Source organism: Aurantimonas coralicida DSM 14790 (assembly GCF_000421645.1).
In the GTDB taxonomy this organism is placed as follows: Bacteria; Pseudomonadota; Alphaproteobacteria; order Rhizobiales; family Rhizobiaceae; genus Aurantimonas; species Aurantimonas coralicida.
Window position 1 is genome coordinate 208,426 of record NZ_ATXK01000002.1, and the last position, 25,999, is coordinate 234,424.

Here is a 25,999-nt window from a genome sequence, read left to right on the forward strand (position 1 = left end):
GCCCCGGCTGTGGCCCGTTCCGCGCCGGGCCTGCCCCGGCGGATCTCGTCCGGCTGCCGATGGGCAGCGGAGCGCCGGAGGCGAACCTTCCGACTGTTTTGTATATCGGCTCGCCTCCGGCGCTCCGCACGGCGTCTAGCGAATGCGTTTCACCCGCCCGTTTGCCGGCGCCGCATTGGCGCGGTGCTGGCATCGGGGTGGGTGGCTGCCGGCTCGGTGCGGGTTGCCCCGCATGCGGACCGTTCCGCGCCGCCTCCTAGTGGGCAGGGTCCGGCGGGGCCACGCATCCGTCCGGGCCGCCCGACCCTCCGGAAGGGCCAGGCGTCGCGGACGCCGCCCGCCTCCCCGAACGATCCCGGCGATCGTCCGTCCCGTCGGGGACGCGGTGAGGGCAGTGTGCAGGCGGTGGCGAGGGGCGGGGATAAGTTTTCGGACTGTGAGGCTCTTACCGCACGTGAGACGACGATCGACGGTTCTTACATACCTGAGCGGTCACGTGTTATTTCGTAGTCAATTATCTACGGCGTGCGCGCTGCCATAGAATTGTAAGCGAATAAGCTGCATACATGGAGTAGCGGCGATTCTTAGGGGTTTGTGTTGATTCCGGAGGCTAAAATCAGGGCAGCTGCCCTCGTCATATACATTGCAGGCTTACTTATTGTTCAAGGCGTGATTGTAGACACGGGGTTGTGGCCGAACGAGAACGCAGTTTGGTTGTATGGCGGAGTAGCGAGCCTCCTTTTCGGCAGTCGCATCCTTAATCCATACTTCACACCGCCATCCGGCGCACTTATAAACGGTGTCACGGCATTGCTGGCGTTGTTATCCGCGTTGCCGGTGGTGACCCCGTGGACTACCGATGCATATGTGCTCGGCGCAACGATAGGATTTTGCGCGACTATCGCGTTTGTCTCGATCCTTCTCCTTATTTTGCGCCCGCCTCTGGGGGAGGAGCCGTCAACTGCATGGCGATTGGCCGAGCGGGCGGTGGTTGGCTTGGGTAGTCCTAACATTCTTTTCGGAGTGGTTATTACCGCGGCGGTCTGGTTATTTCACAGGGATACACCTGTAGAAGTGTTTTCTATTTTAGCTACGTTCACCGTCATTACGGTATTCCAGCCTTTAGAAGCGCTAGCTAAATACATACTATTCTTCCTAGACATGCCGAAGCCCATCAGTCGAGACGATCTCATCGGTTCGGTAGTCGCGCATCAATCACCCGGAATCGTCCTTGTCCGACAAGCCGAAGCGAAGAATATTGCTAGAGGCACTCCGATGGTGATTTCAGATGAGCATGGCCCGCCGTTGCTCGGTGTGGCACTCAACTATGTAGGACGTGACGAAGGCAATCTGTTGCGGGTCCTTACAGCATCGTTGCCGAAGCGACTGGCGTCAAACCTTGATAGCAGTGCGAAAGCAACGAGCGGCGTGGCTATCTCGATTGCCGTCACGGAGGAGGATAAGGCCGACATTCGAGCCCTTCAATGGATCGACCGATTGTGCGGTATCGTCGATACGGAGACCAGTCCGGAATATCTGCAATTCGAAGTCATTAACGAAGCCGGACTAGCCGAAGGTTCGCTTGCTGAGGTACGGGTGGGGGACAGCCAGCGGGTCATCTACCAAGTAGTAGATGGCGTGACCCGAGACGAGATTGTTCAGCAGAAAAACAAGTACGGCTACGCGCGCGCTAAGGCTCGCAAGATAGGCATGTGGGATGATGGCGATCGTAGATTCCGCCCGGTCCCTTGGATGCCTCGAATGAACGCGCCGGTGTTTTTGCTCGAGAAGCTAGAGGACGGCCCGGGCGACGACTGCATTGGGCATTTCCCGGCCACGCCGTATGGCGTCCGCCTGGATCCATCGGAGTGCGTTACGCACAATACTGCGATCTTAGGAATTCTGGGGGTCGGAAAAAGCTACCTTGCTATTGAACTGGTCGAACGGATGATTGCACAGGGTATAAAGGTCCTGTGCCTCGACCTCACTAACCAATACGAAACTCTCCTAGGTGATTTCCTAGATCCGGCATTCGAGGACGCGAGGAAAGCGGAATTGATGGCTGCTGGTGCAGGTGGAAATGCACATCAGAACAAGGAGCATGGTGGTTCACGAAATAATTTTGTTAACGCCGTTGTCGACCAGTTGAGGGCGTTTCTCGAGGAAGATGATGACCACTATCTCAGGATATACAACCCAGCGCAATTTCGCGTTACAAAACAGGTGTCGGGTTGGAACGCGGATACGGCAGCGTTTCTTAGGCTTACTGCTTCGGAAATAACGGCGATATTTTCGGACGCTGCACTGCTCATTTGTCAGGAGCGCGGTATGACCGACCACGCACGCCTTTGTCTCGTATACGAAGAGGCGCATACACTTGTTCCCGAGTGGAATAGCGTGGCGGCCGAGGGAGACAAGGTGGCCACGGCGAAAAGCGCCCGGGCCATCCTTCAGGGGAGAAAATATGGCCTTGGCTGCCTTCTCATTACGCAGCGTACAGCTAATGTGACCAAGACCATCCTGAACCAGTGCAATACGATTTTCGCTATGCGAACATTCGATGACACAGGAAAGGATTTCCTCGGCAATTACATCGGTTCAGATTATGCTGCCATTCTATCTTCGATGCAGCCTCGGCACGCGGTCGTGTTCGGGAAGGCTTCTTCTTCAGAGAATCCCGTTTTGATTCGGCTGAACGACCAAGATAACTTCCGAGCTCGGTTTCGACCCAACAACCCTCCGCGGCGACCGAATACGGTCCAGCCTCCTGACGTCGCGAATAATGTCAGAGGCGCCGATGCCGTTCCCTTGGGCGATTAGGAGTCGCTGATTCATCTGCAGCGAACGAAGCCGCAGCCGCTGTTTGTCGGCGTGCCAAGCGCCATCCGGGCCATGGCGGCCAGACTCTTCCGTTATATTAGGCGAGGGAGTCCGTTATCGATCACACTTCCGCGCAAGCCGAACGGCTTTGTTTCGTCCGCGCAGCTTGCCGATGGCAGCAACCGGAGCCGTCCCCCCTACCACAGCTCCGCCAGGGCTGCGCCGGCGAGGGCGGAGAGGATGAGGGCGGAGGAGGTCTTGAGGGGCAGGGGCTTGCGGGGCGCGGTTTCGCCGCTGAAGAAGTTGAGCGGCATCAGGCGGTTCTGGTTGCCGCCGGCCTCGCCGCGGGGCGCCTCGATGTAGCATTCGTCGTCGAACCAGGCCCAGTCGTCGGTCCAGGTCCAGCAATCATGCTCGCGGTAAACGTCGGCGATCGCCTCGGCCAGCGCCTTGTCGGTCGGCAGCCGCACATAGGGCGCCGGGTCCGAGCGCAGATAGCGCATGGCCAGCGGCAGCGAGCGCTCGGTGCAGTAGTTCGACATCCACAAAGTGAAGCCGATCCTGCGGCGCAGATGATCGAGGGCGCGGAAGACCTGGACATGGTCCTCATGGCCGTATTCGCCCCAGGGATTGTGGGTGAAGACGTTCATGTCGGGGGTCAGCATCGGCGCCAGCGCGTCGCAGATGCGGGTGAAATTGTCCCGGTAGGTCTGGTCGACCCGCTCGGGCGAGGTGACCGGCGACAGCGGCGAGACCTTGCCGAGGGCGCGCTTGGCCAGGCGCGTGACCTCGCGGCGGGTCTCCTCGGGCCCGAGCCGCATGCCGTAATCGGTCAGCACCGGGTTCTGCCAGTCGGCGCAGCCATAGCTGCCGGGCTCGGCGATGTTGAGGCAGGTGACGTCGCGCAGAGGCAGCGCCGCCATGGCCGCCGCCCGCGCCGGGCCGAGCCGGGGCGCGGCCCAGAAGTCTCGAAACACGATGACGACCTTGTCCACCTTGCCGACGATGGCGTTGAACCACAGCATCTCGTCGTCGGGATGCGCGCCGATGATCATGGAATTGGTCAGGAAGTCGGGCCTGGCAGGCATTTATGTCTCGCTGGTCTTCGTCGATACTGTGCGGCGCAGCATGACCCCGCGCAGACGGCGAAGTTTTTCGCGTATCGCAAAGACTAGCCGGGCGGCCCGTCCCAGTACAGTGGGTGTGCCGGTGAGGATGAACATCGGTGTCGGCGCGGTGCCGAAATCGGCCTTGAAGTCTTCGTCGCCGATGGTGAAGTCGAAGATGCGGCCGCCGCGCGCCAGCCAGTCCTCCATCATCAGGTCGTAGAGGACGAGGCCGGGGGAATGGCGGCCGAAATTGTCGTAGTCGGCGCCGATCAGCAGGTAGAGCAGCCGCTCGCCTTGGGTGAGGGCGAAGACATAGGCGATGGGCGTGTCGCCCTCCGACAGGTGGTAGAGGGCGCAGAAGCCGGCGCCGCTGCCGCGCTCGGCGATGGCGGCGTAGAACCGGGCGACGTCCGGCGTCTGGATCGGGTCGCCGTCGAAGCGGCCGCTGCGCAAATCGCGCAGCCGGTGGACGGCTTCGGCGGCGGCGGCGCCCTCCAGTCTGTCGAGCCGCACCGCCGGGTTCTTCAGCAGGCGTTTCTTGCGGCGGTCGAGATATTTCTGGAAGCTGCGCGAAAAGGCCGTCCGGCGCCAGTCGGCATAGGGCGCCGTCAGGGTGGCGGCATGGGCGCTGAAATCGGCGGGCTGCGGTTCGGCGGCCAGGAACAGCCGCCAGTCGGCGACGGATTCGGGCCGGACCGGGCGCAGGCGCAGCATGTCGTGGCCCGGCAGGACGGCGCGGATGCGGGCGGTAAGCCGCGTGTCGGCGGCAAGCGCCGGGCGGCTCGCCGGGTCGATCACCGGCGCGGCGTAGTCGCTGACGCCGAGATCGGTGGCTTCCAGGAGCCGGATGCCCTGAACGCGGCGCAGGATCAGCGGCAAGACGAAGACGAGGCGGCCGTTTGGCTGGCGGCCGGTGACGATGACGGGCGCCGCGCCCCGCGCCGGCGCCAGCATCGCGTAGAATGTGCCCAGCCAGAGCGGATGGGCGAAGGCGCCGGTGGCCGCGGCTTCGAAGAGACGGGCATAGTCCGGGCCAGAAAAGTCGAAGCTCTTCTCGCAGGCGATACGCAGGTCGTGATCGTCTGATGCTGCTGGCATGGGATCAGGGTCGCCCGTTTCGTGCAGCATTGTTACCGGTTACCCTGTTGATATTCGGTTGACGCGATCGTGATGGCGCAATGCTTGCTTAGCCGGCAATGTATATGAGGTCAGATCGACGGCGGCGGCGGCGCGAAACGGGCGCTGGCCGGTCGCGGCTAGCATTGTGGGCCGAGATCGCGTATATGCGCCGCAGCGCCGGGCGGTTTGCCTGCCCCGCGCTGTTCATGGCCCTCGCTGGACGACATCCCGGCCAGGGCGACCAACCCTCACATTTTCCAAGAAAGGGAATCCGATGTCGATTACGCTTGAGCGCAAGGCCGAGCTCATGAAGGAATACGCCACCAAGGACGGCGACACCGGTTCGCCGGAAGTCCAGGTTGCGATCCTGACCGAGCGGATCACCAACCTTACCGAGCATTTCAAGGACCACAAGAAGGACAACCACTCGCGTCGTGGCCTTCTGAAGATGGTCTCCCAGCGCCGCCGCCTCCTCGACTATCTGAAGTCCAAGGAAGAGCAGCGCTACACGACCCTGATCGGCCGTCTCGGACTGCGCCGCTAGTCAGTTTTCCGGCGGGCCGGGGGCGATACGCTTCCGGCCCGCCGCTTATGCCGCTTCCGCACGTCGGAGGCGGTCATGCCCCGGTATCCGGCGCGCCCGCAAGGCTCGCAGGTCCGACCCTTCGAACGGTCACGGGGCAGGATTGCCGGATGCTTCCGGTGCGAATGCGGGTCGCCCCGCCGCGTGCCACAAGCGAAGCCTCCCGTCGTCTTGCCCGTGATGCGTTTCGGCACCGCAACGCGCGCCGCCCATGACCACGAGAAAGCGGTTTCGGCGCGCAGGATGAAAAGGCAAGAACATGTTCGATACCCATAAGGTGGAAATCGACTGGGCGGGACGTCCGCTCACCCTCGAGACCGGCAAGATCGCCCGTCAGGCCGACGGCGCCGTGCTGGCGACCTACGGCGAGACCGTCGTTCTGGCGACCGTCGTGTCGGCCAAGCAGCCCAAGCCGGGCCTCGACTTCTTCCCGCTGACCGTGAACTACCAGGAAAAGACCTTCGCCGCCGGCAAGATCCCGGGTGGCTTCTTCAAGCGCGAAGGCCGTCCGAGCGAGAAGGAGACGCTGGTCTCCCGCCTGATCGACCGTCCGATCCGCCCGCTCTTCGCCCAGGGCTACAAGAACGAGACCCAGGTCGTCGTCACCGTCCTGCAGCATGACCTGGAGAACGATCCGGACGTGCTGGCGATGGTCGCCGCTTCGGCCGCGCTGACCCTGTCGGGCGTGCCCTTCATGGGCCCGATCGGCGGCGCGCGCGTCGGCTACATCAACGGCGAGTACAAGCTGAACCCGCATGTCGACGAGATGGCCGAGTCGCAGCTCGACCTGGTCGTCGCCGGCACCGAGGGCGCCGTCCTGATGGTGGAATCGGAAGCTCACGAGCTGGCCGAAGACATCATGCTGGGCGCCGTCATGTTCGGCCATCGCGGCTTCCAGCCGGTGATCGACGCGATCATCAAGCTGGCCGAGCACGCCGCCAAGGAGCCGCGCGAGCACGTCGTCGCCGACTATTCGGCGCTCGAGGCCGAGATGCTGCAGCTGGTCGAGGGCGAGCTGCGCGACGCCTACAAGATCACCGACAAGACCGAGCGCTACAACGCCGTCGACGCGGTGAAGGCCAAGGTCACCGCGCACTTCCTGCCGGAAGGCGTCGAGGACACCAAGTATTCCAAGGAGCAGGTCGGCACCGTCTTCAAGTCGCTGCAGGCCAAGATCGTCCGCTGGAACATCCTCGACACCGGCGGCCGCATCGACGGCCGTGACCTGAAGACGGTCCGCAAGATCGTCTCGGAGGCCGGCATCCTGCCGCGCGCCCACGGTTCGGCGCTGTTCACCCGCGGCGAGACCCAGGCGCTGGTCGTCGCCACGCTCGGCACCGGCGAGGACGAGCAGTTCGTCGACGCCCTGACCGGCACCTACAAGGAGCGCTTCCTGCTCCATTACAACTTCCCTCCCTACTCGGTCGGCGAGACCGGCCGCATGGGTTCGCCCGGTCGCCGCGAGATCGGCCACGGCAAGCTGGCATGGCGCGCCCTGCGTCCGATGCTGCCGGCACCGGAGCAGTTCCCCTACACGATCCGTGCCGTCTCCGAGGTCACCGAGTCGAACGGCTCGTCCTCGATGGCGACCGTCTGCGGCACCTCGCTGGCGCTGATGGATGCGGGCGTTCCGCTGAAGCGTTCGGTGGCGGGTATCGCCATGGGCCTGATCAAGGAAGACGAGCGCTTCGCGGTGCTGTCGGACATCCTTGGCGACGAGGACCATCTCGGCGACATGGATTTCAAGGTCGCCGGCACCTCCGAGGGCATCACCTCGCTGCAGATGGACATCAAGATCCAGGGCATCACCGAGGAGATCATGCAGATCGCCCTCGACCAGGCCAAGGGCGGCCGCCTGCACATCCTGCAGGAGATGGGCCAGGCGCTGTCGGAAAGCCGCGCCGAGCTGGGCGAGTTCGCCCCGCGCATCGAGGTCATGCAGATCCCGACCGACAAGATCCGCGACGTCATCGGCGCCGGCGGCAAGATCATCCGTGAGATCGTCGAGAAGACCGGCGCCAAGATCAACATCGAGGATGACGGCACGGTGAAGATCGCGTCGTCCTCCGGCAAGGAGATCGAGGCGGCCAAGAAGTGGATCCACTCGATCGTGGCCGAGCCGGAAGTCGGCGAAGTCTACGAGGGTACGGTCGTCAAGACCGTCGAGTTCGGCGCCTTCGTGAACTTCTTCGGTTCGCGTGACGGTCTCGTCCACATCTCGCAGCTCGCCGCCGATCGCGTCGCCAAGACGACCGACATCGTCAAGGAAGGCGACAAGGTCTGGGTCAAGCTGATGGGCTTCGACGAGCGCGGCAAGGTTCGCCTGTCGATGAAGGTCGTCGACCAGGAGACCGGCCAGGAGATCAAGAAGGGCGAGGAAGACGCCGCCTGATCAGGCCGTCTCTTCGCTGACAGAAAGAAAGGCGCGTCCCTCGGGGCGCGCCTTTTTCGTTGGGGTGAGGCCGGGGCTCTGGCTCCCGGTCGGTACGTGCGCGTCAGACGGACCGCTGGCGCGGGCGTCGCGACGAACGCTTCTGCAGCCGGGCGATCGCGTCGAGCGCGTCCACCGTGAGCGGCAGCCGCGCGACCTCCTCGACCTGCGGACGGGTCAGGCCGGTGACGTCTTCCAGGATGTGGTCGTCGACGCGCAAAAGGGTGTTGAAGGCGTCGCGGCAAAGCCGCTGCCGGCGCTTCTCCACCGTCCAGTTATGCAGCCAGCCGACAAGGCCGGGCTGACTGTGGTGTGCTTCGTCGAGCCGGATGGGCTGGGGCAGGGCCGAATGATGCAGCATGAGAACCTCCAATTGCCGATAGACAAAATGTGAGGGTTTCTCATTGATGAGACAAACGAGAAGGAGTAAGCCTAGCGGCAAGTTTCGCTAACAGGAGGCTCCGCCTGTGCTGACGCCCACTCTGCCCAATCTCGACATGGACCTCGCCCGCACGATGGTGGCGATTGCCGACACCGGCAATTTCTCGCGCGCCGCCGAGCGGGTGCATCGCAGCGCGTCGGCGATCAGCCTTCAGGTGAAGAAGCTGGAAGACATGGTCGGCCGCGACCTGTTCCGCCGCGATGCGCGCAGCGTGGCGCTGACCGCCGATGGCGAGATCTTCCTCGGCTATGCCCGTCGCCTTTTGAAGCTGAACGACGAGGCCTTCTCGCGCTTCCTGTCGCCCTGCTGCGAGGGTAGCGTGCGGTTGGGCGTGCCCAACGACAATGGCGTGGTCGCCATGCCGGAAATCCTCCGGCGCTTCGCGCGGACCCATCCCAAGGTCGAGGTGGAGGTGCGGCTGGACCGCACCGAGGAATTGCGGCGGCGCTGCTGGTCCGGGGAGCTCGATCTCGCCGTGTACAGTCACGACGAACGCCTCGACGGGCCGGACTACATCCATTCCGAGCCGCTGGTCTGGGTGGGGGCGCGCGGCGGGCTCGCCGTCGCCGAGACGCCGCTGCCGCTCGCCCTTGCAGATGCCGGCTGCGCCTGGCGCGGCATGGCGCTGGCGGCGCTGGACGCTCGCGATATCGACTATCGCGTCGCCTATACCAGCGAGTTCTGCACCGGCCAGCTTGCGGCCGTCGCCGCCGACCTCGCCATCGCGCCGCTGCCGATCAGCGTCGTGTCGGACGACATCGTGCAGCTGGGCGCCGAACGCGGCCTGCCGCCGCTGGGCAATTACCGCATGACGCTGGCCCGCCGCGACGGCGCCGGCCCGGTCGCCGATGCGCTGGCCGCCCATGTGACCGCCAGCTTCTGCGCCATCGCCGAACGCGGCACCCGCCTGTTCGCCTGACGGACGCGGGGACTGGTATGATCAGGCAGCAGGCGTATCGTGGCCGGGGGCGCGTCGTCTGACGCGAGGCCGGCGATCGTCTGTGCGACCGGTGCGCCGGAGAAGCCTTGAGGGAGGATGAGGGAATGCCGGGGCTGATCATCCGCGTCGTGGCGGCGCTGTTTCTCGGGCTCGTCTCCAGCCAGTCGCTGGAATTCACCCAGCAATATCTGCAGCGTCTCGGCGGCGCCGTCGACGAATTGCGCAAGGTCGTGGAGCGTTTCGACGCCAGCGCGGCGGCCTCCGACCTGTCGCGCAGCGAGGCGGTGGCGCGGTTGCGCGAGAACCGCGACGCCTTCGTCGCGCGCCAGGGGGCGGATGCCGAACAGACCATTGCCCGCTATGACGCGGTGGAGCGGCGCTATCGCAGCGTTGCCGAATCGGCGCCCCTGTTCCGGCCCTTCGTCGCGGCGGGCGATCCGGACTGGGAGATCGCCGAGCGCGCCGCCGCCGACTATCGCCCGGCCCTGCCGATCACCGTCGAGGGATTGCTCCTGGCCGTTGCGGGTTTCGCCCTCGGCTGGGCGATCGGGGCCGGCGGCCATGGCGCCGCGCGCATGCGCCGGCGTCGCCGCGAGCGTCGGCTGGCGTCGAGCTGAGCCGGCGCGCGCGATCTTGGCGCGGCGGCGTTGACAGGGCCGCCCGGGAAGCACAGATTCCGTCCATCCAAGGGGAGTTCCGGCAGGGAACTGAGAGGCCATCGGCCGCCGAAAGGCGTGAGCGCGTGGCGACCCTTCGAACCTGATCCGGTTGAGACCGGCGGAGGGATGGAATGCGGGGGCCCTTGGCCTGCGGCTCACCGCAGGCGAGCGCCGCGCCGCCGATCTTTCCCCTGTCCATCAGCCGGATCTCCGAGACGCGTCGAGGAGGATCGAGACAATGGCCGACCGGGCCGCCTGTTTGCACCCCGCCTGCCGCATCGGCGGGGCCTGACCATGCGGGTTGCCGTCATCGGGGCCGGCGTTGCCGGGCTCGTCACCGCGCTGGAACTCGCCAAGCGGGGCGCCGACGTCGCGCTGTACGAGGCCGCACCGGAACTGGGCGTGGCCGCGGCGTCGTGGCTGGCCGGCGGCATGCTGGCGCCGCGCTGCGAGGCCGAGAGCGCCGATCCGGCCATCGTCGCGCCGGGTCTGGCGGGGATCGACTGGTGGTCGCGGCATGTGCCGGACGTCGCGCGCCACGGTACGCTGGTGCTGGCGCCTTGGCGCGACCGCGCGGACCTTGCCCGCTTCGCCCGCCGCACGCGCGGCCACAAGCGGCTCGACGCCGAGCGGATCGCGGCGCTGGAGCCCGATCTCGCCGGCCGCTTCGCCGAGGGCCTGTTCTTTGCCGAGGAAGCCCATCTCGATCCGCGCCGGACGCTGGAGGCGCTGGCCGAACGGCTGCGCGAACGCGGCGTCACGCTGCATTTCGGCCGGCGCGTCACGGCCGCCGATCTCGACCATGATCGCATCGTCGATGCGCGCGGCATCGCGGCACGACCGGAGCTGCCGCGGCTGCGCGCGGTGCGCGGCGAGATGGTGTTGCTGCGCACAAGGGAGGTGTCGCTGGCGCGGCCGGTGCGGCTCCTGCATCCGCGCTCGCCGATCTATGTCGTGCCGCGCGCGGACGGGCTGTTCATGGTGGGGGCGACCATGCTGGAAAGCGACGACGATCGCGGCATCACCCTGCGCGGCACCGTCGAGCTGCTCAACGCCGCCTATGCGCTGCATCCGGCCTTTGCCGAGGCGGAGCTGGTGGAGACCGGCGCCGGCCTGCGGCCCTCCTATGCCGACAATCTGCCAAAGGTGACGCGGAACGGCCGGGTGGTCAGCCTGAACGGGCTGTACCGCCACGGCTTCCTGCTGTCGCCGGCCATGGCGGCGGAGGCCGCCGCCGAAATCTTCGCAGAGACGCTGAAGGACGCATCATGAGAATTTCCGTCAATGGCGAGGAGCGCAGCGTCGAGGCCGCCACCCTCGACCGGGCGCTCATCGAACTGGGTTACGAGGGCGCCGTGGTCGCCACGGCCCTGAACCGCGACTTCGTGCCGAAGGCCGAACGCGGGACGGTGCGCCTCGCCGAAGGCGACGCCATCGAGATCATCGCCCCGATGAAGGGAGGCTGAGCATGGACACGATCGACACCGACACGGCGAACGCCGTGACCGGCATGGACATCTATGGCCGCCGCATCGCCTCGCGGCTGATGCTCGGCACCTCGCTCTATCCCTCGCCGCAGATGATGACCGACGCGATCAAGGCCTCCGGGGCCGGCATCGTCACCGTCTCGCTGCGCCGTGAATCCGGCGAGGCGCGGGCCGGCCAGGCCTTCTGGGAGCTGATCCAAGGCCTCGGCCTCGACATCCTGCCCAACACGGCCGGCTGCCATACGGCCCGCGAGGCGGCGACGACGGCGCAGATGGCCCGCGAGATCTTCGGCACGGACTGGATCAAGCTGGAGGTGGTGCGCGATGCCGAGACGCTGCAGCCCGACGTGTTCGGCTTGGTGGAGGCGGCCCGCATCCTGACCGGCGAGGGCTTCAAGGTGTTGCCCTATACGGTGGAGGATCTGTCGGTGGCCGACCGGCTGGTCGAGGCCGGCTGCCGGGTGCTGATGCCCTGGGGCGCGCCGATCGGCTCGGGGCTCGGGCTGAACAATCGCTACGGCCTGCGCCAGCTGCGAGCGCATTTTCCCGACGTGACGCTGGTGGTCGATGCCGGGCTCGGCCTGCCGTCGCAGGCGGCCGCCGCCATGGAGCTCGGCTATGACGGCGTGCTCCTGAACACGGCGGTCGCCAAGGCCGGCGACCCGGTGGCGATGGCGCGGGGCTTTGCCCTGGCGGTCGAGGCCGGCCGGCTGGCCTTCGAGGCGGACCCGATGGCGCCGCGCGACATGGCCGCGCCCTCGACCCCGATGCTGGGGCAGGCGATGCTCGGTGATGTCGGCGGACCGGGAGGTTCGCGATGAGCCGGGCGGAGGGACATTGGAGTGGGGAGCGCGGTGCCGAGGAGCGGCCGGGGACGGGGCTGCGGCTCGATCCGTTCTACCTGATCGTCGACGATGCCGAGATGGCGGAGCGGCTGGTGCCGGTCGGGGTGAAGCTCCTGCAATTGCGCGCCAAGGACATGGACGCGGCGAGACTGCGGCAGGAAATCCGCCGCACGCGCGATGTCTGCGCCGCCCATGGCTGCCTGCTGGTGATCAATGATTTCTGGCGTCTGGCGATCGAGGAGGGCTGCGATGTCGTCCATCTGGGGCAGGAGGACCTGGCCGCGGCGGACCGGGTCGCGATCAAAGCTGCCGGCCTGAAGCTCGGCATCAGCACCCATGACAGCGCCGAGCTCGCCGTGGCGCTGGCCGCCGAGCCGGATTACGTCGCGCTGGGGCCGGTCTGGCAGACCAAGCTGAAGGTGATGAAATGGGCACCGCAGACGCCCGAGCGTCTCGGCGTCTGGCGCCAGCGTATCGGCGATCTGCCGCTGGTGGCGATCGGCGGCATCACCGTGGAGCGGCTGCCGCAGGTCTTCGCGCAGGGCGCCGACAGCGCCGCGGTGGTCACGGACGTGACACGGGCCGCGGATCCGGAGGCGCGGGCGCGCGAATGGCTCGCGGCGACTGCGCCCTACCGGCGATAGGCTTTGAGGCTGTGAGCGGGAGGGCGGCTACTTGCCGCCGCTCTCGTCCTCGCCCTCGACCACCGCCTTGCGGTGTTCCTGGGCCTTCAGCTCTTCGAGCGAGGGCATCGACATGATGTTGTAGCCCGAATCCACATAGTGGATCTCGCCGGTGACGCCGTTCGACAGCTCCGACATCAGGTAGAGCACCGCGCCGCCGACTTCCTCGATCGAGGTGTTGCGGCGCATCGGCGCGTTGCGGCGCTGGAAGTTGAACATCAGCCGCGCGTCGGAGACGCCGGCGCCGGCCAGCGTGCGCACCGGTCCGGCCGAGACGCTGTTCACCCGGATGTTGCGCGGCCCGAAATCGGCGGCGAGATAGCGCACCGAGGCTTCGAGCGCGGCCTTGGCGACGCCCATGACATTGTAGTTCGGCATGACCCGCACGGCGCCGCCGTAGCTCATGGTCACCATGGAGCCGCCATTGGTCATGATCTCCGCCGCGCGCTTGGCGACCTCCGTGAAGGAGAAGCAGGAGATCAGCATGGTGCGGGTGAAGTTCTCCCGCGTCGTGTCGGCGTAGAGGCCCTTCAGCTCGCTCTTGTCGGAGAACGCGATGGCGTGGAGGACGAAGTCGATCGTGCCCCATTCTTCCTTCAGCGTCGCGAAGACCTGGTCGAGCGATTCGGTGTCCTCGACATCGCAGGGAATGACCAGCTTGCTGCCGATCTCCTCGGCAAGCGGGCGCACGCGCCGTCCGAAGGCCTCGCCCTGATAGGTCAGCGCGATCTCCGCGCCCTGGGCCGCCAGCGCCTTGGCGGCGCCCCATGCGATGGAATTGTGGTTCGCGACGCCCATGATGAGCCCGCGTTTGCCTTTCATCAGATCGGTCATGTGCCCTTCAACCTCAATCCGTCACGCGTTGGAAGGCGAGGCAGGCATTGGTGCCACCGAAGCCGAAGGAATTCGACAGGACCCGGTCGATCTTCGCATCGTCGACCCGCTCGCGCAGGATCGGCATGCCCTCGAACTCGGGATCGAGTTCGTCGATATGGGCGCTTTTGGCGAGGAAGCCGTGCTTCATCATCAGGAGCGAGTAGATCGCCTCGTGCACGCCGGTGGCGCCCTGGCTGTGGCCGGTCAGCGACTTGGTGCCGGAGATCGGCGGGATGTTGTCGCCGAAGACCTCGCGGATCGCCTGGACCTCCATGCGGTCGCCGACCGGGGTCGAGGTGGCATGGGGGTTGATGTAGTCGATCGGGCCGTCGAGATGGCCGATCGCCTGGCGCATGCAGCGCACCGCGCCCTCGCCGGACGGGGCGACCATGTCGGCGCCGTCGGAGGTGGCGCCGTAGCCGACCAGCTCGGCGACGATGTTGGCGCCGCGCGCCTTGGCCCGCTCGTATTCCTCCAGCACCAGGACACCAGCGCCGCCAGCGATGACGAAGCCGTCGCGGGCGTTGTCATAGGCGCGCGAGGCGATCTCCGGGCGGTCGTTGAAGTCCGAGGACAGGGCGCCCATCGCGTCGAACAGCACCGACAGGGTCCAGTGCAGATCCTCGCAGCCGCCGGCGAACATCACATCCTGCTTGCCCATCTGGATGGTCTCGTAGGCATTGCCGATGCAATGGCTCGAGGTCGAGCAGGCCGACGAGATCGAGTAGTTGACGCCCTTGATCTTGAACCAGGTGGCCAGCGTCGCCGAGGCGGTGGAGGACATCGCCTTCGGCACGGCCGTCGGTCCGATGCGCTTCGGGCCCTTTTCGCGGGCGGTCTCGGCCGCCTGGACGATGGTCTGGGTCGAGGCGCCCCCCGAGCCCATGATGATGCCGGTGCGCTCGTTGGAGATGTCGGCGGCCTCGAGGCCCGCATCGGCGATCGCCTGGTCCATGGCGATGTGGTTCCAGGCCGTGCCGCCGCCATGGAAGCGCATGGCGCGCCGGTCGAGAATGGTCGTGGGGTCCAGCGTCGGCTTGCCGTGGACGTGGCTGCGGAACCCCAGTTCCTTGTATTCCTCGGCAAAGCTGATGCCCGAGCGCGCATCCCTCAGAGAGGCGGTCACCTCGTCGACATTGTTGCCGATCGAGGACACGATCCCCATACCCGTCACGACGACCCGCTTCATCGTCCGCTCCTTCCAGATTCCAGGATCCGCGCCGTCATCAGACGGCGGCCTGAGCCGCTTCCTCGTCGGTGAACAGGCCAACGCGCAGATCGCTGGCCTTGTAGATGACCTCGCCATCGGCCTTCATCCAGCCATTGGCGATGCCGAGCTTCAGGCGCGAGCGCATCACGCGGCGGAACTCCACGCCGTATTCGACCAGCTTGACCTTCGGCGTCACCTGGCCGCTGAACTTGACCTCGCCGACGCCGAGCGCCCGGCCGCGGCCGGGTTCGCCCAGCCAGCCGAGATAGAAGCCGGTAAGCTGCCACAGCGCATCGAGGCCGAGGCAGCCCGGCATCACCGGATCGCCTTCGAAATGGCAATCGAAGAACCACAGGTCCGGGTTCACGTCGAACTCGGCCCGGATGATGCCCTTGCCGTTCTCGCCGCCCGTCTCGTCGACCTCGGTAATGCGGTTGAACATCAGCATCGGCGGCAGCGGCAATTGCGCATTGCCGGCGCCGAACAACTGGCCATGACCGCAGGCGATGAGGTCGTCGTAATCGTAGGAGGTCTTCTTCGTCGCCATGATCGCTTGTGTCCGCCCTGTTCTCCCGACCCTGCCATGGGCCCTTGTCGGCTGCGCCCATACCACGCCACCCGCACAGGTGAAACCGTTTGGCTGGGCCCGGCGTATCCGGCGCGCCAGGATGGCGACCGGCAATCGCCGTCCTCGCCAGCCTATCTGTGGTACATGGCGCGCAATTTCGATAGCACCGGGCGAAGGAAGCCGCCTCAGCGCGCACCGTGACCGCCGCCCTCGACAGGATGCAGCACCGCCTTGACCGCCGTTTTCACCCCTTCGCGCTGCAGCGCTCTCGCCCTGTGGGGTGCCGCCGCGCTGCTGCTCGCCGCGGCCGCGCCGGCCCTTGGACAGTCCTGGCGCAGCGACGGCGCGGTCGCGGGCTTCACGGCGGGGTCGGGATTTACCGGGCTGACCTTCCGCTGCGCGAGTGCCGGCCGCGTGACGATGCGTTTTTCCGGCTTTCCGGGACGGCTGCAGGCGGGCCAGCCCCATACGGTGGTGGCGACGGTCGACGACACGGCCTTCGTGCTGGACACGATCGCGCGCGACGCCGGCAGCGGTTCGATTCTGGTGGCGGAGGGCACGCTGGCGGCCCGCGCCGGCTTCATCGAGGCCCTGCGCAAGGGCCGCAGCGTAGAGGTGGCGGGGCCGGTCGGGCGCTACAGCCTGCCGCTGACAGGGTCGGGCGACGCGCTGGCGGCCTTCACCAAGGGCTGCGGCTAGGCCCTGCCATCAACCGTTATGGCGGGTTCTGCGGGGCGGCATTTGTGACCGCGATGCCGATGACGTATATTGCGGTCGTGCAGGCCCTTCGGTAAGCCTGCGGACACTTATCGCACGAACAAGAGACTGGTGGCATTCAGCAATGGAAAACCGGACGCGCGCCCAGAGCTTCTGTGTATTCGAGCGCCTTCGCTCGGTGGGTCTGCGCCCGACGCGGCAGCGGGTGGCCCTGTGCAACCTGATGTTCGGCGCCGGCGACCGCCATCTCTCGGCCGAGGAACTGCACGAGGAAGCCCACAAGGCCGGTGATCCCGTCTCGCTGGCGACCGTGTACAACACGCTGCACCAGTTCACCGATGCGGGCCTTGTGCGGCCGCTCTCGGCAGAGGGCCAGCGCACCTATTTCGACACCAACACCTCCGATCATCATCACTTCTTCGTCGAGGACGACAATTCGATGATCGACATTCCCGATGGCGGGCTGCGGCTCGACCGGCTGCCGGAGGCGCCGGAGGGCATGGAGATCGTCAATGTCGACGTGGTGGTGCGCCTGCGCCGCAAGAAGGCGCTGGACCAGGCCGCCGAATAGGCGCCGACGACAGGTCCATCCCCAGTAACGACAAAAGCCCGGATCGCGGTCGCGATCCGGGCTTTTTTGATGTCTGGCGCCGGCCGCAGCCGGCGCTGACGCAAGAGGATTGCTGCTACTCGAAGCGCTCGTCCGGATAGACGCCCCAGATCTCCTGCTGGCGGACATAGCCGTCGCGGTCGGCGACCTTGAGTTCGCACCAGCCGGCCGTGCAGGTCTTCACGCCCGCGACGACGCCCGGTTCGATCCGTGCCACCAGCGGCGCATCGGTGGCGGGGCTGTTGTGAATGTCGATCATCGTCGCCTTGCCGCGCAGCCAGGGGGCGGCGATCGAGGTGCGGTCGCCGGACAGGAGCGAGTGATAGACCCAGCCCTCGGTGCCCTCGGAATCGCGGATGCGGCGCCACAGCTCGTATTCCTGGATGACCTCCACCGGCAGGCCTTCCTTGAGATACAGCCAGGTCACCGGATAGTCGCGTCCCGGACCGATCCGCAGATTCACGCGGCTGGCCTTGAGGCTGACATAACGCGGCAGCGGCAGCTTGGAGACCGGCCCCAGCTCGACGGCATGGGCAACGGGCAGGGGGGCGGCGCCGGTGAAGAGCACGGCGGCGCCGGCAAGCGCCAGCAGCGGACGGCGAAAACGGGCGAAGAACGGCATCGCAAACTCCAGACGACAAGATGCACGGGGCGCGCGCGGTCAGGCGGCGCCGGGGTCTTCCAACGGCCGGGACCCCGGCAGGCGCAGCGCTTTGTTTTCGCCTGCCGCCTTGCTAGGGAGGGCCCTCGGCTCCGGGGTCGAATGATCGTTCGTTTCGGTTAATATCGTCTTGATTTGGGGAGGAGCGCGGCCGATGGCGTCACGCGAAAAGCCGCTTGTGATCATTACCCGCAAATTGCCGGCGCCGATCGAACGGCGCATGGCCGAGCTGTTCGACGTGCGGTTCAACGAGACCGACCGGCCGATGGAGCAGCCGGCCCTCGTCGCCGCCGTGCGCGAGGCCGACGTCCTGGTACCGACCGTCACCGACCGCATCGACCGGGCGGTGATCGAGCAGGCCGGCCCGCGGCTGAAGATGATCGCCAACTACGGCAACGGCGTCGACAATATCGACATCCAGGCGGCGCTGAACCGCAATCTCCTCGTCACCAACACGCCCAACGTCCTCAACGAGGACACCGCCGACATGACCATGGCGCTGATCCTGGCGGTGCCGCGGCGGCTGGTGGAAGGCGGCATGCGGCTCCTGGGCGACGAGAAATGGCCGGGCTGGTCGCCGACATGGATGCTGGGAAGCCGCATCTCCGGCAAGAAGCTCGGCATTCTCGGCATGGGCCGGATCGGCACCGCCGTCGCCCGGCGGGCCAAGGCTTTCGGGCTGGAGATCCACTATCACAATCGCGGCCGGGTGAGCCCCAAGACCGAAGCCGAGTTCGGCGCCACCTACTGGGAGAGCCTCGACCAGATGCTGGCCCGCATGGACATCATCTCGGTCAACTGCCCCTACACGCCGGCGACCTATCATCTCCTGTCGGCGCGGCGGCTGGCGCTGATCCAGCCGCATGCCTTCATCGTCAACACCGCCCGCGGCGAGATCATCGACGAGAAGGCGCTGGTGAAGCTGATCGAACAGGAGCGCATTGCCGGCGCCGGGCTCGACGTCTTCGAGGAGGAGCCGGCCGTCGACCGCAAGCTGATGAAGCTGGCCCGCGACAACAAGGTCGTGCTGCTGCCCCATATGGGATCGGCCACGATCGAGGCGCGCATCGAGATGGGCGAGAAGGTGATCATCAACATCCGCACGCTGATGGACGGCCACCGCCCGCCGGACCGCATCCTGCCCGGCCAAATCTGACGGCAATTGGCTGCATCGCACGCGGTCGAAAGTCGGTACGGAACTGCGGTTTTTGCTGCGCCTGCGTTTCGCAGCCGCATGATGGACAAGCCGGGGTCGCGCGGCAATCCTCTCCTCGAGCACCGCGCAAGGGGAGGAACCATGAGCGAGACCATTGAACGGCCGGTGACGGCCGAACCGAGCGTTGCCCGTGCCGCCGCCGAAGGCTGGCTGTCGGCCTTCGAGACGGCCCTGTCGGCGGGCGACATCGACGCCGCCGCCAAGCTGTTCGCCGAAACCAGCTTCTGGCGCGACCTCGTCACCTTCACCTGGAACATCAAGACGGTGGAGGGGCCGGCGGGCGTGCGCGACATGCTGGCCACGCAGCTGGATGCGACCGGCCCGCGCGGCTTCACCCTGTCGGAGGAGCCGACCGAGGACGGCGGCGTGACCACCGCCTGGTTCGTCTTCGAGACCGAGGTCGCCCGCGGCGAGGGCGTCTTGCGGCTGAAGGACGGCAAGGCCTGGACACTGCTGACCGCGATGACCGAGCTGAAGGGCTTCGAGGAGCCGTCCCACGAGCGCCGGCCGGCCGGCGCCGAGCACGGGGCGGCGAAGAACCGCAAGAGCTGGCTGGAAAAGCGCGAGGAGGAAGCGCGCACGCTGGGCTACGAGACCCAGCCCTATGCGGTGATCGTCGGCGGCGGCCAGGGCGGTATCGCGCTCGGCGCGCGGCTGCGCCAGCTCGGCGTGCCGACCATCATCGTCGAGAAAAACGACCGGCCCGGCGACAGCTGGCGCAAGCGCTACAAGTCGCTCTGCCTGCACGATCCGGTCTGGTACGACCACCTGCCCTATATCGACTTTCCGAAGAACTGGCCGGTCTTCGCGCCGAAGGACAAGATCGGCGACTGGCTGGAAATGTACACCAAGGTCATGGAGCTCAATTACTGGGCGAAGACCACGGCCAGGAGCGCCCGCTACGACGCGGCGAAGGGCGAGTGGGAGCTGGTCGTCGACCGCGACGGCGAGGAAGTGACGCTGCGGCCCCGGCAGCTGATCATGGCGACCGGCATGTCGGGCAAGGCGAATGTGCCGAAGTTCAAGGGCATGGAGCGGTTTCGCGGCGAGCAGCACCATTCCTCGCAGCATCCGGGCCCCGACGCCTACAAGGACCGCAAGGTCGTCGTCATCGGCTCCAACAATTCGGCCCACGACATCTGCGCGGCCCTCTGGGAGGCCGGCGCCGACGTCACCATGGTGCAGCGCTCGACCACCCATATCGTGCGCTCCGATCCGCTGATGGAGCATGGCCTCGGGGCGCTCTATTCCGAACAGGCGGTGGCCAACGGCATCACAACCCACAAGGCGGACATGATCTTCGCCTCGCTGCCCTACCGGATCCTGCACGAGTTCCAGATCCCCATCTACGACAAGATCCGGGAGGTCGATGCCGACTTCTACCGGGATCTGGAGAAGGCCGGGTTCCAGCTCGATTTCGGCGCCGACGAATCCGGCCTGTTCATGAAATATCTGCGCCGCGGCTCGGGCTATTACATCGATGTCGGCGCCTCGCAGCTGATCATCGACGGCAAGATCAAGCTGAAGGCCGGGCAGGTGGAGGAGATCACCGAGACCGGCGTGAAGCTCGACGACGGCAGCGAACTGCCGGCCGACCTGATCGTCTATGCCACCGGCTACGGCTCGATGAACGGTTGGGCCGCCGACCTGATCAGCCTGGAGGTGGCCGACAAGGTCGGCAAGGTCTGGGGCCTGGGCTCCGACACGCCCAAGGACCCGGGTCCCTGGGAGGGCGAGCAGCGCAACATGTGGAAGCCGACCCAGGTGGAGAACCTGTGGTTCCACGGCGGCAATCTGCACCAGTCGCGGCATTATTCGCTGTATCTGGCGCTGCAGATCAAGGCCCGGCAGGAGGGCATTCCGACGCCGGTCTACGGGCTGCAGGAGGTTCACCATCTCGGCCGCTGAGCGCATCTGGCACGGCGAGCGGGAGTGACGGGCAGAAGGAAGGCTTAACCCTCCGGCGATGGCGGCTGCGACGCGCCGAACTTTTTCGGTCGATCCGCGTTAGTAAGCCAGGCAAACATCAAAGGAGTGCCAGCCATGCTGGGTTGGGCTGTTACGTTTCTCATCATCGCGCTGATCGCCGCCGTTCTGGGCTTTGGTGGCATCGCCGGCACCGCGATGGGCATCGCGAAGATCATCTTCTTCATCGCGATCGTGCTCTTCGTCCTGTCGCTGATCTTCGGCGGCTTCCGCCGACGTTCGATCTAGACCCGCCGCGCCACAAGGCGCCGGCATCCATCGATCTGAAAGGGCGGTGTCCGTGACGGGCGCCGCCCTTTCTGCGTCTAGGCCATGGGCCTTGCGCCGCGCCCGTGGCATGCTTCCTGCATTGCTCTCCCCATGCCCCTCGGCACTGTTGCGGGAGACAGGGGAATGATGACCGGAGCAGCGCGATGACGCAGAAAACGGCAGCCCCTCTTTCAGGCATGATCTACCGGCTGGAGGACCGGCCGCCGAACGGCCCGGCCATCCTCGCCGCCATCCAGCATATCCTCGCCTCGATCGTCGGCATCGTCACGCCGGCGCTGGTCATCGGCGGCGTCCTCGGCCTGGGCGAGCACATCCCCTATCTCGTCGCCATGTCGCTGTTCGTGTCGGGCGTCGCCACCTTCATCCAGTGCCGCCGCTTCGGCCCGGTCGGCTCGGGGCTCCTGTCGGTGCAGGGCACCAGCTTCGCCTTCGTCGGCGCGATCCTGGCGGCCGGCTTCGCGGTGAAGGGGCGGGGCGGCACGCCGGAAGACATCCTGGCGATGATCTTCGGCCTGTGCCTCGTCGGCTGCCTGGTCGAGATCGGCCTCAGCCAGTTCGTCGGCCGGCTGCGGCGCATCATCACCCCGACGGTAACCGGCATCGTCATCACCATCATCGGCCTCAGCCTGGTCAAGGTCGGCTTCACCGACTTTGCCGGCGGCGCGACGGCCGGCGAAGCGCTGGGCGAGCCGGTCAATCTGCTGCTCGGCTTCATTGTCGTCGCCGCGATCCTCGTTTTGACGTTCCAGCGCAATCCGACCGTGCGGATCTCGGCGATCATGGCCGGGCTCGTCATCGGCTTCGTCGTCGCCGCGCTGCTGGGCAAGGTGGACTTCTCCAGCGCCGGCAGCGGGCCGCTGATCGCCCTGCCGATCCCGTTTCGCTACGGCATCGACTTCGACCTGGCGCTGTTCCTGCCGATCGCCTTCATCTACCTGATCACCGCCATCGAGACGACGGGCGACCTGACCGCCAATTCGATCATCGCCGGCGAGCCGGTGCGCGGCGATCTCTACATGGCGCGGATCAAGGGCGGCATCCTGGCCGACGGCGTCAATTCCGGCCTTGCGGCGGTGTTCAACACCTTTCCCAACACGACCTTCTCTCAGAATAACGGCGTCATCCAGATGACCGGCGTCGCCAGCCGCCACGTCGGCATGATCATCGCCGTGATCCTGATTGTCCTGGGGTTCTTCCCGGTGATCGGCAACGCCTTCCTGCTGGTGCCGAAACCCGTTTTGGGTGGGGCGACGCTGGTGCTGTTCGGCACCATCGCCGTGGCCGGCATCCGCATCCTCGCCTCCGAGCCGATCGACCGGCGCAAGGCCTACATCATGGCCGTGTCCTTCGGGCTCGGCCTCGGCGTGACGCTGGTGCCGGACGCGACCCAGCACCTGCCGGACTTCATCCGCCAGGTCTTCGCGACGCCGATCACGCTGAGCGGCCTGTCGGCGATCATCCTGTCGCTGGTGATCCCGGAAGGGGACGACGCGGTGGCGGAGCCCTCCACCGCAGAAAGCCCGGTGCAGCCGGCCTGAGGCCGGCCCGGATCGGCAGGCTCAGCCGGATTTCGGCCGGCGGTAGCGGATTTCCTCGATCCGCATGGTCAGGAGATCGACCATCAAGAAGCGGCCGACCAGCGGCTCGCCCATGCCGCAGATCAGCTTGATCGCTTCGGAAGCGGCGAGGGTGCCGAGGACGCCGGTGGTGACGCCGAGAATGCCGGCCTCGGCGCAGGAGGGCACCATGCCGGCCGGCGGGGCCTCGGGGAAGAGATCGCGATAGCCCGGATGGCGGCGCCCGTCCGCGCCGGTCTCATACGGCTTCAGCACGGTCAGCGAGCCGGAAAAGCGGTTCACCGCCGCCGTGACGAGCGGGGTTGCCGCCGCCTCGCAGAGATCGGCCATGGCGTAGCGGGTGGCGAAATTGTCGGAGCCGTCGATGACGAGATCGTAGCCGGCAACGATCGCCGGGCCATTCGCCATGTCGAGGCGCAGCGCATGGGGCACGACCGTGACATGCGGATTGATCGCCGCCACGGCGTCCGCGGCGCTGTCGAGCTTGGAGCGGCCGACATCGGCGGTGCCGTGCAGCACCTGCCGCTGCAGATTGGACAGCGAGACCGTGTCGTCGTCGGCAATGCCGATGGTGCCGACACCCGCGGCAGCCAGATAGAGGATGATCGGCGAGCCGAGGCCGCCGGCGCCGATCACCAGCACTCTGGCGCGCTTCAGCGCCTGCTGGCCGGCACCGCCGACTTCCGGCAGCACGATGTGGCGGGCGTAGCGTTCCAGCTCTTCGGGGGCGAGGGGAGCCTGGCTCATGGCGACGTCTCCGGTGATGCGCCTTCGATGCGTGCGGGATCGGCCGGGCGGACCGTGGCGCCCGACACTTCCATGATCTGGGCCCGATCGCCCAGGGCCGCAAACAGGCTGGCGTCGGTCCCGGTCATGAAGGCCTGCACGCCGAGCTCGGCGATCAGGTCGAACAGGGCGGCGCGGCGGCCGGGATCGAGATGCGCCGCGATCTCGTCGAGGAGCAGCAGCGGCGGCAGCGACGACATGGCCGCGACCAGCCGCGCATGGGCCAGGACGAGGCCGATCAGCAGCGCCTTCTGCTCGCCGGTGGAGGACAGGGCCGCCGGCATCGCCTTGGCGAGATGGGTGACGGAGAGCTCGGCCCGGTGGGCGCCCTCCAGCGTGCGGCCGGCGGCCCGGTCGCCGTAGCGGGCCGACCGCAGCCGCATGCGCGCCTCGTCCTCGACATCGGCCGAGGGACGGGCAAGGTCGAGACCGTCATAGCCCGACGTCAGCTCGAGCCCGGCACTGGGGAAGGGCGAGCCGGCGCCGGTCCGGGCGATCATGCCGGCCAGCATGCCGACGAGTTCGGAGCGGGCCAGCGCCATGGCGATGCCGAGTTCGGCCATCTGCGCCTCGATGCCCGACAGCCAGGGATCATCCAGCCGGTTGTCGGCGAGGAGGCGGTTGCGCGAGCGCATGGCGCGCTCGTAATCGGCGGCCCGGCGGCCATGGGTCGGATCGACGGCCAGCACCATGCGGTCGAGGAAGCGGCGCCGGTCGCCGGCCGGGCCGGTGAAGAGCCCGTCCATGGCCGGCGTCAGCCACAGAATGCGCAGGAGATCGAGCAGTTCGTCGGCCGATTTCGCCGCGGTCTCGTCGATCCGCACGCTGCGGGCCGCCGCGCCCGTCGGGTCGGGCATCATCTTGGTGGAGACGATGGTCTCGACGCCGTGGGAGACGGCGCTGGCGCGGACGGAGAAGCCGCCGCTGCCGCCCTTGCGCGCGACGTCCTGATAGGGCGCGCGGCGCAGGCCGCGGCCGGGCGTCAGCAGCGAGATGGCTTCCAGGAGATTGGTCTTGCCGGCACCATTGTCGCCGACGAAGACGACGAATCCGCGGGTGAAGCGCAGCGACAGCGTCTCGTAATTGCGGAAATCGGCCAGACGCAGTTCGTCGAGCCGCACCGCGGGCGGCGTCCGGCTGTCGGTGGAGGGGGAAACGGCGGCGTCCGGGCTCTGGTCCAAGCGCGTTGCGGCGGTCAGACCCGCATCGGCATCAGGACGTAGAGCGTCGCATCGTCGCCGCCGTCCTTGATGAGGGTCGGGGAGCCCGGATCGGCGAGCATGAAGACGGTCTCGTCGCCCGACAGCTGGTTGGTGATGTCGAGGAGATATTTGGCGTTGAAGCCGATCTCGATCTCGTCCGAATCGTAGCCGACGGCCAGTTCCTCGGTCGCCGTGCCGGAATCCGGCGAGTTGACGGTCAGCACCAGCTGCGAATCGGCGACGGCGAGCTTCACCGCCCGGCCGCGTTCCGACGAGATGGTGGAGACGCGGTCGACGGCGGCCGAGAAGGTCTGCCGGTCCAGCGTCAGCGCCTTGTCGTTGTTCTGCGGAATGACCCGCTGATAGTCCGGGAAGGTGCCGTCGATCAGCTTGGAGGTCATCACCACCGCGCCGATGGTGAAGCGGATCTTGGCGTCCGACAGCTCGACCGAGATCTCGGCCTCGTCGTCGCTGTCGCCGAGGAGCTTCTGCAACTCGCCGACGGTCTTGCGCGGAATGATGATGCCCGGCATGCCTTCCGAGCCGGCCGGGGCCTTCTGGTCGGCCCGTGCCAGCCGGTGGCCGTCGGTGGCGACGGCGCGCAGCTGCAGGTCGCCGTCGGCCTCGATCGTGTGCAGGTAGATGCCATTCAGATAATAGCGCGTCTCCTCGGTGGAGATGGCGAACTGGGTGCGCTCGATCAGCCGGCCGAGCTCGGCGGCCTTGAGCTTGAAGGCATGGCTGAGGGTGCCGGCGGTGATGTCGGGGAAGTCCGATTCCGGCAGGCACTGCAGCCGGAAGTTCGAGCGGCCCGACGAGACCGTCATCTGGGTGCCTTCGGCATTGGTGGCCAGGCTCACCTCGGCCCCGTCCGGCAGCTTGCGGACGATGTCGTAGAGCAGATGCGCCGGCACCGTCGTCGCGCCCTCCTGCTCGCCCGTCGCCGGTGCGCTCTCGGTGATCTCAAGGTCGAGATCGGTCGCCTTCAGCCGCAGGCCTTCGCCTTCCGTCTTCAACAGGACGTTGGAGAGGATCGGGATGGTGTTGCGGCGTTCCACGACACGATGAACGTGCGCCAGGGACTTGAGGAGGTTCGAACGTTCGATGATGATGCGCATGACGAAGCCGTTTGGTTCGGGCAGGCGCCGCAGGACACGGCACCCGTTCCGGGGTCCGATGGTCTTAGAGATTTGGAGGCCGCT

General features: G+C 66.6%; 25 protein-coding genes and 1 riboswitch. Of the genes, 15 read left to right on the forward strand and 10 right to left on the reverse strand.

Annotation, left to right across the window (positions count from 1 at the left end):
- Nucleotides 1-597: 597 nt before the first annotated feature.
- Nucleotides 598-2,820, forward strand: a complete 2,223-nt coding sequence (locus tag H536_RS0105525) for an ATP-binding protein (RefSeq protein ID WP_155898399.1) — start codon at nt 598-600, stop codon at nt 2,818-2,820.
- Between the two features lie 197 nt (nt 2,821-3,017).
- Here H536_RS0105525 and H536_RS0105530 read toward each other — a convergent pair whose 3' ends face one another.
- Nucleotides 3,018-3,908 (reverse strand): PIG-L family deacetylase, encoded by an 891-nt coding sequence (locus H536_RS0105530; protein ID WP_024349520.1) that lies wholly within the window; start codon nt 3,906-3,908, stop codon nt 3,018-3,020.
- Nucleotides 3,909-5,027, reverse strand: coding sequence for a GNAT family N-acetyltransferase (locus tag H536_RS0105535; protein WP_024349521.1), 1,119 nt, complete (start codon nt 5,025-5,027; stop codon nt 3,909-3,911).
- 211 nt (nt 5,028-5,238) lie between these two features.
- Between H536_RS0105535 and rpsO the strand changes: the two genes are divergently transcribed.
- Both rpsO and pnp read left to right on the forward strand, forming a co-directional pair.
- Entirely contained in the window at nt 5,239-5,592 is a 354-nt protein-coding gene (gene rpsO, locus H536_RS0105540; protein WP_276324913.1) for a 30S ribosomal protein S15, read from the forward strand.
- Between the two features lie 298 nt (nt 5,593-5,890).
- Nucleotides 5,891-8,023, forward strand: coding sequence for a polyribonucleotide nucleotidyltransferase (pnp, locus tag H536_RS0105545; RefSeq protein ID WP_024349522.1), 2,133 nt, complete (start codon nt 5,891-5,893; stop codon nt 8,021-8,023).
- 103 nt (nt 8,024-8,126) lie between these two features.
- Here the strand turns inward: pnp and H536_RS0105550 are convergent, their stop codons facing one another.
- Nucleotides 8,127-8,423 (reverse strand): hypothetical protein, encoded by a 297-nt coding sequence (locus tag H536_RS0105550; RefSeq protein WP_024349523.1) that lies wholly within the window; start codon nt 8,421-8,423, stop codon nt 8,127-8,129.
- A 106-nt stretch (nt 8,424-8,529) separates the two neighbouring features.
- Here H536_RS0105550 and H536_RS0105555 point away from each other — a divergent pair, with 106 nt between their 5' ends.
- The 6 genes from H536_RS0105555 to H536_RS0105580 all read left to right on the forward strand — a co-directional run bounded on the left by H536_RS0105555 (nt 8,530) and on the right by H536_RS0105580 (nt 13,079).
- The gene (locus H536_RS0105555) at nt 8,530-9,423 is read left to right on the forward strand and encodes a LysR substrate-binding domain-containing protein (protein ID WP_024349524.1); all 894 of its coding nucleotides are present in this window, start codon (nt 8,530-8,532) and stop codon (nt 9,421-9,423) included.
- A 125-nt stretch (nt 9,424-9,548) separates the two neighbouring features.
- Nucleotides 9,549-10,061: a DUF2937 family protein gene (locus H536_RS0105560; protein WP_024349525.1), complete on the forward strand. Its 513-nt coding sequence runs from the start codon at nt 9,549-9,551 to the stop codon at nt 10,059-10,061.
- Between the two features lie 60 nt (nt 10,062-10,121).
- Nucleotides 10,122-10,247: riboswitch (TPP riboswitch) on the forward strand.
- 150 nt (nt 10,248-10,397) lie between these two features.
- Entirely contained in the window at nt 10,398-11,375 is a 978-nt protein-coding gene (gene thiO, locus H536_RS0105565; RefSeq protein ID WP_024349526.1) for a glycine oxidase ThiO, read from the forward strand.
- Entirely contained in the window at nt 11,372-11,569 is a 198-nt protein-coding gene (gene thiS / locus H536_RS0105570; RefSeq protein ID WP_024349527.1) for a sulfur carrier protein ThiS, read from the forward strand. The genes thiO and thiS overlap by 4 nt, the downstream gene beginning before the upstream one ends.
- 44 nt (nt 11,570-11,613) lie before the next feature.
- Nucleotides 11,614-12,411, forward strand: coding sequence for a thiazole synthase (locus tag H536_RS0105575; protein WP_024349528.1), 798 nt, complete (start codon nt 11,614-11,616; stop codon nt 12,409-12,411).
- A 59-nt stretch (nt 12,412-12,470) separates the two neighbouring features.
- Nucleotides 12,471-13,079: a thiamine phosphate synthase gene (locus H536_RS0105580; protein WP_024349529.1), complete on the forward strand. Its 609-nt coding sequence runs from the start codon at nt 12,471-12,473 to the stop codon at nt 13,077-13,079.
- Between the two features lie 27 nt (nt 13,080-13,106).
- Here H536_RS0105580 and fabI read toward each other — a convergent pair whose 3' ends face one another.
- From fabI to fabA, 3 genes are read right to left on the reverse strand one after another with little or no spacing between them, the layout of a single operon-like run.
- Nucleotides 13,107-13,952 (reverse strand): enoyl-ACP reductase FabI, encoded by an 846-nt coding sequence (gene fabI / locus H536_RS0105585; protein WP_024349530.1) that lies wholly within the window; start codon nt 13,950-13,952, stop codon nt 13,107-13,109.
- A 13-nt stretch (nt 13,953-13,965) separates the two neighbouring features.
- Entirely contained in the window at nt 13,966-15,183 is a 1,218-nt protein-coding gene (gene fabB, locus H536_RS0105590) for a beta-ketoacyl-ACP synthase I (protein WP_024349531.1), read from the reverse strand.
- A gap of 37 nt (nt 15,184-15,220) precedes the next feature.
- Nucleotides 15,221-15,751 carry a 3-hydroxyacyl-[acyl-carrier-protein] dehydratase FabA gene (gene fabA / locus H536_RS0105595; protein WP_024349532.1) on the reverse strand — a complete coding sequence of 177 codons (531 nt, stop codon included), beginning with the start codon at nt 15,749-15,751 and terminating at the stop codon, nt 15,221-15,223.
- Nucleotides 15,752-16,003: 252 nt separating this feature from the next.
- On the opposite strand from fabA, the gene H536_RS0105600 reads away from it, so the two are divergent.
- Both H536_RS0105600 and irrA read left to right on the forward strand, forming a co-directional pair.
- Complete coding sequence (locus tag H536_RS0105600) at nt 16,004-16,471, forward strand: hypothetical protein (protein ID WP_024349533.1); 468 nt, start codon at nt 16,004-16,006, stop codon at nt 16,469-16,471.
- 142 nt (nt 16,472-16,613) lie between these two features.
- On the forward strand, nt 16,614-17,060 hold the full coding sequence (irrA, locus tag H536_RS0105605; RefSeq protein ID WP_009211012.1) for an iron response transcriptional regulator IrrA: 447 nt from the start codon (nt 16,614-16,616) through the stop codon (nt 17,058-17,060).
- A gap of 115 nt (nt 17,061-17,175) precedes the next feature.
- Here the strand turns inward: irrA and H536_RS0105610 are convergent, their stop codons facing one another.
- The gene (locus H536_RS0105610) at nt 17,176-17,721 is read right to left on the reverse strand and encodes an SH3 domain-containing protein (RefSeq protein ID WP_024349534.1); all 546 of its coding nucleotides are present in this window, start codon (nt 17,719-17,721) and stop codon (nt 17,176-17,178) included.
- Nucleotides 17,722-17,914: 193 nt separating this feature from the next.
- On the opposite strand from H536_RS0105610, the gene H536_RS0105615 reads away from it, so the two are divergent.
- The 4 genes from H536_RS0105615 to H536_RS0105630 all read left to right on the forward strand — a co-directional run bounded on the left by H536_RS0105615 (nt 17,915) and on the right by H536_RS0105630 (nt 22,770).
- A complete protein-coding gene (locus H536_RS0105615) occupies nt 17,915-18,916 on the forward strand; it encodes a 2-hydroxyacid dehydrogenase (protein ID WP_024349535.1) in 1,002 nt (333 codons plus the stop codon).
- 141 nt (nt 18,917-19,057) lie between these two features.
- Nucleotides 19,058-20,884, forward strand: coding sequence for an NAD(P)/FAD-dependent oxidoreductase (locus H536_RS0105620; protein ID WP_024349536.1), 1,827 nt, complete (start codon nt 19,058-19,060; stop codon nt 20,882-20,884).
- Between the two features lie 135 nt (nt 20,885-21,019).
- Entirely contained in the window at nt 21,020-21,190 is a 171-nt protein-coding gene (locus tag H536_RS23620) for a DUF1328 domain-containing protein (protein ID WP_024349537.1), read from the forward strand.
- A gap of 185 nt (nt 21,191-21,375) precedes the next feature.
- Nucleotides 21,376-22,770: a uracil-xanthine permease family protein gene (locus tag H536_RS0105630; protein WP_024349538.1), complete on the forward strand. Its 1,395-nt coding sequence runs from the start codon at nt 21,376-21,378 to the stop codon at nt 22,768-22,770.
- 21 nt (nt 22,771-22,791) lie between these two features.
- Here the strand turns inward: H536_RS0105630 and H536_RS0105635 are convergent, their stop codons facing one another.
- The 3 genes from H536_RS0105635 to dnaN are packed head-to-tail and all read right to left on the reverse strand — an operon-like array spanning nt 22,792 to nt 25,915.
- Nucleotides 22,792-23,556 (reverse strand): molybdopterin-synthase adenylyltransferase MoeB, encoded by a 765-nt coding sequence (locus H536_RS0105635; RefSeq protein ID WP_029702802.1) that lies wholly within the window; start codon nt 23,554-23,556, stop codon nt 22,792-22,794.
- Nucleotides 23,553-24,776 carry a DNA replication/repair protein RecF gene (gene recF, locus H536_RS0105640; RefSeq protein WP_024349540.1) on the reverse strand — a complete coding sequence of 408 codons (1,224 nt, stop codon included), beginning with the start codon at nt 24,774-24,776 and terminating at the stop codon, nt 23,553-23,555. The genes H536_RS0105635 and recF overlap by 4 nt, the downstream gene beginning before the upstream one ends.
- A 14-nt stretch (nt 24,777-24,790) precedes the next feature.
- The gene (dnaN, locus tag H536_RS0105645; RefSeq protein WP_024349541.1) at nt 24,791-25,915 is read right to left on the reverse strand and encodes a DNA polymerase III subunit beta; all 1,125 of its coding nucleotides are present in this window, start codon (nt 25,913-25,915) and stop codon (nt 24,791-24,793) included.
- Between the last annotated feature and the right edge of the window lie 84 nt (nt 25,916-25,999).

Excerpts from the sequence above, each read along its gene's own strand:
- H536_RS0105575 (WP_024349528.1), top strand. The coding sequence starts at position 11,614 with ATGGACATCTATGGCCGCCGCATCGCCTCGCGGCTGATGCTCGGCACC.
- H536_RS0105610 (WP_024349534.1), bottom strand. The coding sequence starts at position 17,721 with ATGCCGTTCTTCGCCCGTTTTCGCCGTCCGCTGCTGGCGCTTGCCGGC.
- pnp (WP_024349522.1), top strand. The coding sequence starts at position 5,891 with ATGTTCGATACCCATAAGGTGGAAATCGACTGGGCGGGACGTCCGCTC.
- fabI (WP_024349530.1), bottom strand. The coding sequence starts at position 13,952 with ATGACCGATCTGATGAAAGGCAAACGCGGGCTCATCATGGGCGTCGCG.
- thiO (WP_024349526.1), top strand. The coding sequence starts at position 10,398 with ATGCGGGTTGCCGTCATCGGGGCCGGCGTTGCCGGGCTCGTCACCGCG.
- H536_RS0105620 (WP_024349536.1), top strand. The coding sequence starts at position 19,058 with ATGAGCGAGACCATTGAACGGCCGGTGACGGCCGAACCGAGCGTTGCC.
- H536_RS0105615 (WP_024349535.1), top strand. The coding sequence starts at position 17,915 with ATGGCGTCACGCGAAAAGCCGCTTGTGATCATTACCCGCAAATTGCCG.
- H536_RS0105550 (WP_024349523.1), bottom strand. The coding sequence starts at position 8,423 with ATGCTGCATCATTCGGCCCTGCCCCAGCCCATCCGGCTCGACGAAGCA.
- H536_RS0105630 (WP_024349538.1), top strand. The coding sequence starts at position 21,376 with ATGACGCAGAAAACGGCAGCCCCTCTTTCAGGCATGATCTACCGGCTG.
- H536_RS0105535 (WP_024349521.1), bottom strand. The coding sequence starts at position 5,027 with ATGCCAGCAGCATCAGACGATCACGACCTGCGTATCGCCTGCGAGAAG.
- thiS (WP_024349527.1), top strand. The coding sequence starts at position 11,372 with ATGAGAATTTCCGTCAATGGCGAGGAGCGCAGCGTCGAGGCCGCCACC.
- H536_RS0105635 (WP_029702802.1), bottom strand. The coding sequence starts at position 23,556 with ATGAGCCAGGCTCCCCTCGCCCCCGAAGAGCTGGAACGCTACGCCCGC.
- fabB (WP_024349531.1), bottom strand. The coding sequence starts at position 15,183 with ATGAAGCGGGTCGTCGTGACGGGTATGGGGATCGTGTCCTCGATCGGC.
- H536_RS0105530 (WP_024349520.1), bottom strand. The coding sequence starts at position 3,908 with ATGCCTGCCAGGCCCGACTTCCTGACCAATTCCATGATCATCGGCGCG.
- dnaN (WP_024349541.1), bottom strand. The coding sequence starts at position 25,915 with ATGCGCATCATCATCGAACGTTCGAACCTCCTCAAGTCCCTGGCGCAC.
- irrA (WP_009211012.1), top strand. The coding sequence starts at position 16,614 with ATGGAAAACCGGACGCGCGCCCAGAGCTTCTGTGTATTCGAGCGCCTT.
- fabA (WP_024349532.1), bottom strand. The coding sequence starts at position 15,751 with ATGGCGACGAAGAAGACCTCCTACGATTACGACGACCTCATCGCCTGC.
- H536_RS23620 (WP_024349537.1), top strand. The coding sequence starts at position 21,020 with ATGCTGGGTTGGGCTGTTACGTTTCTCATCATCGCGCTGATCGCCGCC.
- H536_RS0105560 (WP_024349525.1), top strand. The coding sequence starts at position 9,549 with ATGCCGGGGCTGATCATCCGCGTCGTGGCGGCGCTGTTTCTCGGGCTC.